Annotated in this window: 4 protein-coding genes and 1 pseudogene; 3 read left to right on the forward strand and 2 right to left on the reverse strand. The window is 62.1% G+C overall.

Annotation, left to right across the window (positions count from 1 at the left end):
• Window positions 1–246: 246 nt before the first annotated feature.
• The 3 genes from FS665_RS22245 (at window position 247) to nirD (ending at window position 7,217) form a co-directional block, all read left to right on the forward strand.
• A complete protein-coding gene (locus FS665_RS22245) occupies window positions 247–4,038 on the forward strand; it encodes a bifunctional nitrate reductase/sulfite reductase flavoprotein subunit alpha (protein ID WP_145193372.1) in 3,792 nt (1,263 codons plus the stop codon).
• A 267-nt stretch (window positions 4,039–4,305) separates the two neighbouring features.
• Window positions 4,306–6,855, forward strand: a complete 2,550-nt coding sequence (gene nirB / locus FS665_RS22250; protein WP_145193374.1) for a nitrite reductase large subunit NirB — start codon at window positions 4,306–4,308, stop codon at window positions 6,853–6,855.
• Window positions 6,855–7,217, forward strand: coding sequence for a nitrite reductase small subunit NirD (nirD, locus tag FS665_RS22255; RefSeq protein WP_145193376.1), 363 nt, complete (start codon window positions 6,855–6,857; stop codon window positions 7,215–7,217). The genes nirB and nirD overlap by 1 nt, the downstream gene beginning before the upstream one ends.
• 182 nt (window positions 7,218–7,399) lie before the next feature.
• Here nirD and FS665_RS22260 read toward each other — a convergent pair whose 3' ends face one another.
• Together FS665_RS22260 and FS665_RS23465 are read right to left on the reverse strand one after the other, a co-directional pair.
• Window positions 7,400–8,227, reverse strand: a complete 828-nt coding sequence (locus FS665_RS22260; RefSeq protein WP_306102867.1) for a DUF6708 domain-containing protein — start codon at window positions 8,225–8,227, stop codon at window positions 7,400–7,402.
• A gap of 163 nt (window positions 8,228–8,390) precedes the next feature.
• Window positions 8,391–9,674 (reverse strand): annotated as a pseudogene (locus FS665_RS23465) (hypothetical protein); the annotation flags it as partial.

Genomic DNA, 9,674 nt, shown 5'->3' on the forward strand with positions numbered 1-9,674 from the left:
GCCAGGGCGCGCCTGCTTGCCACCGTGTGGTGCGTGCCTGCCTGAACGTCGTGCCAACTGCTGGCGTTGGTCGCGCATCTGCAACGCAGCAGGGGCTGGCCCGGTAATTGCTGGATCAAGGCCTACCCAGGGCCATCAACGTCGATGGCCCGATCCACTCACGACGACGGCGCCGTGTTGCCCACCTGCCTGGCAGGCTCGGGTGACCGGCGCCTTTTTCGTGCTCATGAAAAGGGAATACGGCCCATGACCACCACTGAAGTGCGCAGCGTCTGCCCCTATTGCGGCGTAGGGTGCGGCATCGTCATGCGTGTCGCCGCGGGCGAGGTCAGCAAGATCAGCGGCGACAAGCAGCACCCGAGCAATTTTGGGCGGCTGTGCACCAAGGGCCTGACCGCCCACTTGCCGTTGACCGCCGCCGGACGCATGCAGCACGCCCACTTGCGTTCGCAGCGCGGTCAGCCGCCCGTGCAGAGTGACCTGCAAGAGGCCATCAACCAGATGGCCAAGCGACTGCAGGGCATCATCGACGCCCATGGCCCTGATGCCGTGGCGCTGTATGTATCGGGGCAGATGTCGCTCGAGGCGCAGTACCTGGCCAACAAACTGGCCAAGGGGTACATCCGCACCCGGCATATCGAGTCCAACTCGCGGCTGTGCATGGCCAGCGCCGCCAGCGGCTACAAATTGTCACTGGGCGCCGACGGTCCGCCCGGCAGTTATGAGGACTTCGAGCACGCCGAGGTATTCCTGGTCATCGGCGCCAACATGGCCGATTGTCACCCGATCCTGTTTCTGCGCTTGCTCGACCGGGTTCGCGCAGGCGCCAAACTGATCGTCGTCGACCCTCGGCGCACGGCCACCGCCGACAAGGCCGATCTGTTCCTGCAAGTGCGCCCCGGCACCGACCTGGCGCTGCTCAACGGGCTGCTGCACCTGCTGCATCAAAACGCTCAGACCGACCCTGCGTTCATCGCCGCGCACACCGAAGGCTGGGAGCAGTTGCCGGATTTTCTGGATGACTACACGCCGGCGCGCGTTGCCGCCATCACCGGGCTGAGCGAAGCGGACATCCGTCACGCCGCCGCGCTGATCGGCACCGCCCGAGCTTGGATGAGCTGTTGGACCATGGGCCTGAACCAGAACGTGCAAGGTACCTGGCACACCAATGCGCTGTGCAACCTGCACCTGGCCACCGGCGCCATTTGCCGCCCAGGCAGCGGGCCGTTCTCGCTGACGGGCCAGCCCAATGCCATGGGCGGTCGCGAGATGGGCTACATGGGCGCGGGGTTGCCTGGCCAGCGCTCGGCCCTGGAGCCTGCCGACCGTGCCTTCGTCGAAGCGCAGTGGGGCCTGGCGCCAGGCAGCCTGCGCAATGAGGGCGGTGAAGGAACGATTGCGCTGTTCGAGCAGATGCGGGCCGGCCAGGTGAAAGCCTGCTGGATCATCTGCAGTAATCCGGTGGCCAGTGTCGCCAATCGCCAGCAGGTGATCGACGCGCTGCGCCAGGCCGAATTGGTGATCAGCCAGGACGCCTTCCTCGACAGCGAAACCAACCGCTACGCCGACATTCTGCTGCCTGCGGCGTTATGGGCCGAGGGCGAAGGGGTGATGGTCAACAGCGAGCGCAACCTCACCTTGATGCCGCGTGCCGTCGCCCCGCCTGGGCAAAGCCTGGCCGACTGGCAGATCATCGCCAAGGTAGCCTGCGCCATGGGTTATGCCGACGCGTTCGACTATGCCGATGCCGAAGCTGTATTCAATGAAATCCGCCGCTTCAACAACCCGCTCACCGGCTACGACCTGCGCGGGATCGACTACCCCGCCTTGCGCCAAAGCCCGCGACAGTGGCCGTGCCCCGAGGCCCGCGCCGGGCAGCGCAGCCCGCAGCGCTATGTGCAGGATGAAGGCCGCCAGCCACCCCCAGCCGATCGCCTGGGCCACAGGCCTGCGCTGGTCTTCCCCACGGCCACTGGCAAGGCGCGTTTCTACGCCCGGCCCTGGCTACCGGCGCCAGAGCAGCCCGACGTCGACTACCCGCTGGTGCTCAATACCGGCCGGGTGCAGCATCAGTGGCATACCTTGACCAAGACCGGCAAGGTGCCGGCTTTGAATCGGCTCGACCCCGGGCCGTTCGTCGAACTGCACCCCGAGGATGCCGCTCGCCTGGGTATTGCCGACCAGGACCAGGTCGCCGTCCGCTCTCGGCGGGGCCAGGCAGTGCTGCCGGCGCGCATCAGCGAGCGGGTGATGGCGGGCAATTGCTTTGCGCCTTTTCACTGGAACGACCTGTTCGGCGCGCAGCTGGCGATCAATGCGGTGACCTCGGACGCGGTCGATCCGCTGTCGCTGCAGCCGTCGTTCAAGCATTGCGCAGTGGCCATAGAGCGGGTGGCCGGGGCGCGTATCGCCACGCTCGAGCTGCAGGCCGACAGCGGGCAGCAGGCGGCGCCCTTGGCTGACGCCGCGCCCGCGCACTGGGTGGTGTGGGCTTCGCAAACCGGCAACGGCGAGGCGCTGGCCGAACGCTGCGCGCAGCACCTGCGCAGTGCCGGGCTGCGCATTCAGCTTCAGGAAATGGCGACGCTCAGCCCTCGGCAGTTGCACGGGGCCGCCAGCCTGCTGCTGATCACCAGCACCTTTGGTGACGGTGATGCGCCTGACAGCGCCACGCCGTTTTGGCACATGCTGCAAGGCGAGCAGGGCGGTTTTTGCCAGCATCTCCCGTACGCCGTGCTGGCGCTGGGCGATTCCAGCTACGAGCAGTTCTGCGGTTTTGGCCGTAAACTCGACCAGCGTCTGGCGCAGCTGGGTGGGCGGCGCCTGCTGCCACGGGTGGATTGCGAGCCGGACTTCGAGCACGCCTTCGCCTGTTGGCTCGAAGCCTTGTTACCTGAGCTGGGCGGTACCGCTCCAGCGCCTGTGGCTCGCCTGGCGCAGAAGGGATCTGGTTTCACCAAGCAGCGTCCGTGGGCCGCGGCGCTAGTGAGCAATCGGTTGCTGAACGGGCCGGGGGCCAGTAAAGAAACCCGGCAGTTGGTATTTGACCTGGCCGGTAGCGGCTTGACCTACGCTGCCGGCGACGCGCTCGGGGTCTGGCCGCGCAATTGCCCGGCTTTGGTCGATGAATTGCTGGCCCTGATGCAACTCGATGGCCAGACGCCGGTGAGCGTGGCAGGCCAACCCGACCTGCCCCTGGCCGAAGCCATGACGACCCAGCTGGACATCACCCAGGTCACTGCGCAGCACCTGCAGGCATTCAGCGCCCAGTCCATCGACTTGCAACAGTTGCTGCAACCGGCCTGTAAAGCCGAGCTGCAGCAGTGGCTGTGGGGGCGGCAACTGGTGGATGTGCTGCGAGCCTTCCCCCAGCGCTTGCCGCTGGCCACTTGGCTTGGGCTGCTCAAGCCACTGCAGCCGCGCCTGTACTCGATCAGTTCGAGCCCTCTGGCCCATCCACAGCAGGTGCACCTGACCGTGTCCGTGGTGCGCTATGGGCAGCGCAAAGGGGTCTGCTCCAGCTTCATGGCCGACCGCGCCGAGCACTGCAAAGTGGCGATCTTCCCGCAGGCCTCCAGGCACTTTCGCCTGCCCGAGGATGACCGGGTGGCGGTGATCATGGTGGGTCCGGGGACCGGCATCGCGCCGTTTCGCGCCTTTCTCGAAGAGCGCGAGGCGCGAGGCGCGGCAGGCGCTAACTGGCTGTTCTTCGGCGAGCAGCATGCGGCCAGCGATTTTTATTATCGCGAGCAACTGCAGGCCTGGCAGGCCAGCGGCCACCTGCGCCTGGACACTGCGTTCTCACGCGACCAGGCCGAGAAGATCTATGTGCAGCAGCGCATGCTCGAGCAGGGTGCGCAGTTATGGGAGTGGTTGCAGGCGGGGGCTTGCTTCTATGTCTGCGGTGATGCCCAGCGCATGGCCAAGGATGTCGACGCCGCGCTGCGCCAGGTGATTGTCGAGCACGGCGCTGTCGATGCCGAGGCGTACATGCAGATGTTGACCCAAACCAAGCGCTATCGACGCGACGTGTACTAAATGTGCGCCAGAATGGGCAGGCCTGCACCGACGCTGTGCGCTGGCCACCCGGCAGGTCGGTTAGCGCCGGCTGACCGACCTGCCTACATGGCCCTCACCGCCCAGGTTTACTTGAGCGAGCCGCGTTGGCACGACTCCTGCTTCAGCCCTCGTCACAACCAAGCCCGCTGATCAACGGCGATCAACCAGGGCATACCGTGATGAACACAGGCAAAGACGCCTGGAGCTTCGGCTCCAGGCGTTTTTTTTTGGATCGAGGATCGGCTTATGAAGGCAACAGCGAACGGTCAACGGCAGCGTTTGATCATCGTCGGCAACGGCATGGTCGGTCACCACTGCGTCGAGCAGTTGATCGAGCGCGGCGCCCTGGCGCGCTTCGAGCTGCATGTGTTCGGCGAGGAGCGCCAGCGCGCCTACGACCGGGTGCACCTGTCGGAATACTTCGCTGGCAGCTGCGCCGAGCGCTTGGCCCTGTGTGGGCAGGATTACTACGTCGCGAACGGCGTGCAGTTGCACTTGGGCGAAGCGGTCGTCGCGATTGACCGTGAGCGTGGCGAAGTGGTGACCGCCGCAGGGCGCTACGCCTATGACCAGTTGATTCTGGCCACCGGTTCCTACCCGTTCGTTCCGCCGATCGCCGGCTGCGAGGGTGATGCACGGCTGGTCTATCGCACCTTGGACGACCTGGATGCCATACGCACCGCTGCCGCTGCAGCGCGCCGCGGCGTGGTGGTGGGCGGTGGCCTGCTCGGCCTGGAAGCGGCCAACGCGCTGAAGTCCCTGGGCCTCGAAGCGCACGTGGTGGAGTTCGCCCCGCGGCTGATGCCGGTGCAGCTCGACAGCGACGCTGGCGCTGCCTTGAAAGCGCAGATCGAGGCGCTGGGCGTGGGCGTGCATCTGGCGTGTGCGACCCAATCGGTGACTGCCGGGCAGGACTATCGCTACCGCATGAATTTCGACGGCGCAGCGCATCTGGAAACCGACCTGATCGTGTTCTCTGCCGGTATTCGTCCGCAGGATGCCCTGGCCCGGGCCTGCGGTCTGGAGATCGCAGCGCGTGGCGGCGTGGTGATCGACAACCACTGTCGCAGCAGCGATCCGCGTATTTTCGCCATCGGTGAATGCGCGTCATGGAATGGCAGCGTGTTCGGCCTGGTAGCCCCTGGCTACAGCATGGCGCGCAACCTGGCAGGGCTGCTGCTGGGCGAAAGCGCCAGTGCCTTCAGCGGGGCCGACATGTCGACCAAGCTCAAGCTGCTGGGCGTGGATGTCGGCTCGATCGGCGATGCCCACGGTGCAACCCCCGGCGCCCGCAGCTATCGCTATATCGATGAAGCCAACAACAGCTATCGGCGGCTGGTAGTGGATGCCAGCGGCAAGCACGTGCTCGGCGCGGTGCTGGTGGGCGATAACAGCTATTACGACACCTTGCTGCAATACGCCCAGAACGCCATCGTCCTGCCGGACGATCCGGCCTCCCTGATCCTGCCGCAAGGCAACGGCGCGCCGACACTCGGCGCTGATGCGTTGCCCGCCACTGCGACCCTCTGTTCCTGCCACAACGTCAGCAAGGGCCAGGTCTGCACTGCCATCGACAACGGCTGTGGCGATCTGGCTGCGGTCAAGGGGTGCACCAAGGCCGCCACCGGTTGTGGCGGTTGCGCGGCGCTGCTCAAGCAGGTCGTGGAGCATGAGCTGAGTGCGCGCGGCGTGGCAGTCGACAAAAGCCTGTGCGAGCATTTCGCCTACACCCGCCAGGAGTTGTACGCCTTGGTGCGGGTTGGGGATATCCGCAGCTTCGATGCGCTGCTCGAGCGCCACGGGAAAGGGCAGGTGGGCTGCGCTAGCTGCAAACCGGTGGTGGGTTCGATCCTCGCCTCGTGCTGGAACCAGCCGATCATGGATCCGTCATTGGTGCCGCTGCAGGACACCAACGATACGTTCATGGCCAACATGCAGAAGAACGGGACTTACTCGGTGGTGCCGCGCATTCCCGGTGGCGAGATCACCCCGGACAAGCTCATCGTGATTGGCCAGGTGGCGAAGAAGTACGACCTCTACACCAAGATCACCGGCGGGCAGCGCATCGATCTGTTCGGCGCTCAATTGCATGAGCTGCCGCTGATCTGGGGCGAGTTGATCGAAGCCGGCTTCGAAACCGGGCACGCCTATGGCAAATCGACACGCACGGTCAAATCATGCGTCGGCAGTACGTGGTGCCGCTACGGTGTACAGGACAGCGTCGCCATGGCGTTGCACCTCGAGGACCGTTACAAGGGCTTGCGCAGCCCGCACAAACTCAAGTTCGCCGTGTCGGGCTGCACCCGCGAATGCGCCGAGGCGCAAAGCAAGGACATCGGCGTCATCGCCACGGAAAAAGGCTGGAACCTGTACATCTGCGGCAACGGCGGCATGCGTCCACGCCACGCTGAGCTGTTCGCCACTGATCTGGACGACCAGGCGCTGGTGCGCCTGATCGACCGGGTGCTGATGTTCTACATCCGCACCGCCGATAAATTGCAACGCACCTCGGTGTGGCGCAAGGGGCTTGAGGGCGGACTGGACTACCTCAAGCAGGTGATCATCGAAGACAGCCTGGGCCTGGCGGGCGAGCTCGAAGCACAGATGCAGCATGTGGTCGATCGCTACGAATGCGAATGGGCCAATGCGCTGAAAGATCCGGAGAAGCTCAAGCGCTTCCGCACGTTCGTCAATGACCGCCGCGCCGACCCGGACGTGCACTTCGTGCGCGAGCGCGACCAGCGCCGACCGGCAACACCCCTGCACCTGATCCCAACCACCGAGGAGGCTGTCTGATGAATCAATCCGCTGTTGTCGCCAAGCGCTGTGAACGTTGGCAAACGGTCTGCCACACCGATGACCTGGTGGCCGATTCCGGTGTCGTGGCCTGGCTCGATGGCGCTCAGGTGGCGATATTCTATCTGCCCGGCGTGGAGCCGAGTGTCTTCGCCGTGGACAACCGCGACCCCCGTTCCGGCGCCAACATCATCGGCCGCGGCCTGGTTGGCAGCCTGCAAGGCGAATTGGTGGTAGCCGCGCCGTTGTACAAGCAGCATTTCAGCTTGCTCAGCGGCAAGTGTCTGGAAGATGCGGGGCAACGGTTGCGTGTATGGCCAGTGCGTATCAACGGCACTGCCGTCGAGTTGGGCGTAGTTTGAGTTCGCTGGAGTCCAGCGCGCCACAGCATTCACTACCAGAGTATGAACGCGATCTTCTTTCGTGGGAGCGGCCTTGTGTCGCGAAAGGGCCGCACAGCGGCCCCGGCAATACCAGAAGTTAAACTGACATCTGGATCGCGTGGTGCACGCCGTACCCATCAATAAGTTGAGCCCCAACTACCTCATAGTTGCTCGAAACCACTCGGAACGCTACGGGATTCAAGGTCCATCTCCGCTGGCCACTCGACTTTGGGAGCAAGCCGGTCGATTGGGTTGCGATGCTTCATGTTTTCCAGCGTGATAGGGTAAGGAAATTCATTCCAATCTTCCGGCGGATAAGCAAAGGTGGGAAGCGCCGCGGGACCCTCTTGCATGTAGAGGCGGGCGATGGCCCAATATTGAGCACCCTCTTCAAGATCGTCCGCGAGAAATAATCTATCGATGACCTGCTTGGTGCCGGGCAGGCACACGGACAGCATCACCCATTCTTTCAACCCTCCGTGGCCAGGACGAAAGACCCGATAGGCTTCTGCAGTGATGTCATCCCAGTCATAGGCAACAGGCTTGAGACCCCATCGGCTTCGGCTAAAGGGGAAGAGGAAGCTGAATCGGTATTGGTAAAAATAGACTTTCCGGCGAGGCCTGTTGAAGCGTATGGGCTCGTCACGAGGAAAGCCAAGTTCCGTGCGGATATGTGGAGTTAGCAAGATCACAGTTATTGCAGGTATGAATATCGAGGTTAAAATAATCTCCAGGTTTATCGATGGTTGTGTGAACACGTTGCTGTAGATTATTTCTATAGCATACAAGAGGTACCAAGCTATGAGCGTTGGGCCTGTTAGCAACCACGCCCCCCGAATTCTTATCGAGGAGCGCGGTAGTTCCAAGTAGACTTCATTTATCGTGTTAGGAGGAGGGTCTATATCAGGGCGAATCTCTCCTTGAGTGACCGGCGTCTCGGTGTTGGGCAGGTCATGCGTCCAGCCTGGGGCTCGATGTCTCAGGCTCATGCGTTCTCCTCATTTAAAATGTGTTCGGCGTAAGCGCTAGGAATGTCGCGATCCGGCCAATAAACTGTGACTAGCGAGGCGGAGATGATGCTGCGCGGCAAAAACTGCTGTGTTAGCTTCACGGTTCCAGAGATCGAAAGCTCAGTTTCTTGCCCGTTTTTGATCAGTTCAACTTCGTTTCATAGTTGCTCAAGTAATCAGGAATGGATGACTTAAGCGCTGTCTCTAATGCTGCGTATGCAGATGCCCTGCCGGTTGTGTGAGGTGCATGGTTTGATCGGTCGATAACGACTTCTCCTTCGGTAGGCATTGTCGAACCTTTCGCGTCGACGCGGTGCAGAACAAGCATATAGCGATACCCTGAACGGCTTTCTGAGAATTGTGGAAGAGTGACGTAGAACTTCAACGTTTTCGCTGTTTCAACGCTAACGAGGCCTCCAATTTTTGAATGACTTTCCACCTCAAGCATGGACGTTTTGAAATTCATAATAGGCGTTATGCCAAGCGTCGCGTTATTTAATTCTGCGAAAGCAAGATCTGCATCGATGGGGGAAGGCCAGTGTATGCTCGGAGTTTCATTGCCGTAGCCAAAATAACAGCGCCTAGCCCATTTTTCCAAAGGGCTAGACTCAAGCCTGTCAGCGGATTTCATAAGACTGTAAGTCCATAGGCTAAAGACAATTGCTACACCTAACGGACCCATCGCAAGAGGCATGAAAGTGCTGAAAGCTGAAGCTATGATCCCAGCTTGGGCGATGCCCGAAGCCCATCCGTACATACCCGTGGCGCTGACGTCACCTGCGGCTAAAGTACGTACTTTTGCGCGTTGCGCTTGCATGACGTCAAATATGCCAGCAGCGGCGCTAATAGCTCCGCCTACGCTGACGACAGATTTTCCGGCAAGAAAATTGCCGTGCTGGTTGTTCCGGAATTTCGAGTAGTGCCCTGCAAGCTCAACCCCAGTTCCCACAATACTCAAGCCCGTGCCAAACAATGCAAGCTTGGCCTCGTGATGCTTAGGCTTAATCGAATATTCCAAAGCCTCTGCGTTCTTTCGGAAACTGTCACCTAGCAAAAACAGACTTCCCATCGAGAGCAGCATCTCCCACGCCTTACCCGCCCCGCGCAACCCCTCAAAACTCCCCTTAACCATCTGCGAAACCTGCCCCGCGCTAATCTGCATCCGTTGCAGCGCCTGCCGCGCCTGCGGTTCCAGTGTCCCTGCCGCCACCTTGATCTCGACCAACGCCGCCTTCGCTGCCTCGTTGAACTGGCCGGCACTGTGCTTCAGTTCGCTGACCAAGCGCTCGCGCACTTCATGCCCCTTGCCCTCGACCCACACGGTGACCGAAATCATCTGGTGGGCGATCTTCGGGTCGAGCACGGCGAGGCTCAGCAGGCCGGTCTGGATGATCGGTTTAACCCGGCCCACCGGCTTGAAGATGCC

This window comes from Pseudomonas sp. URMO17WK12:I11, assembly GCF_007677725.1.
GTDB lineage: Bacteria > Pseudomonadota > Gammaproteobacteria > Pseudomonadales > Pseudomonadaceae > Aquipseudomonas.

Bases quoted from the DNA above. Each gene is read 5' to 3' on its own strand.
- FS665_RS22245 (WP_145193372.1), top strand. From the start codon at position 247: ATGACCACCACTGAAGTGCGCAGCGTCTGCCCCTATTGCGGCGTAGGG.
- nirB (WP_145193374.1), top strand. From the start codon at position 4,306: ATGAAGGCAACAGCGAACGGTCAACGGCAGCGTTTGATCATCGTCGGC.
- nirD (WP_145193376.1), top strand. From the start codon at position 6,855: ATGAATCAATCCGCTGTTGTCGCCAAGCGCTGTGAACGTTGGCAAACG.
- FS665_RS22260 (WP_306102867.1), bottom strand. From the start codon at position 8,227: ATGAGCCTGAGACATCGAGCCCCAGGCTGGACGCATGACCTGCCCAAC.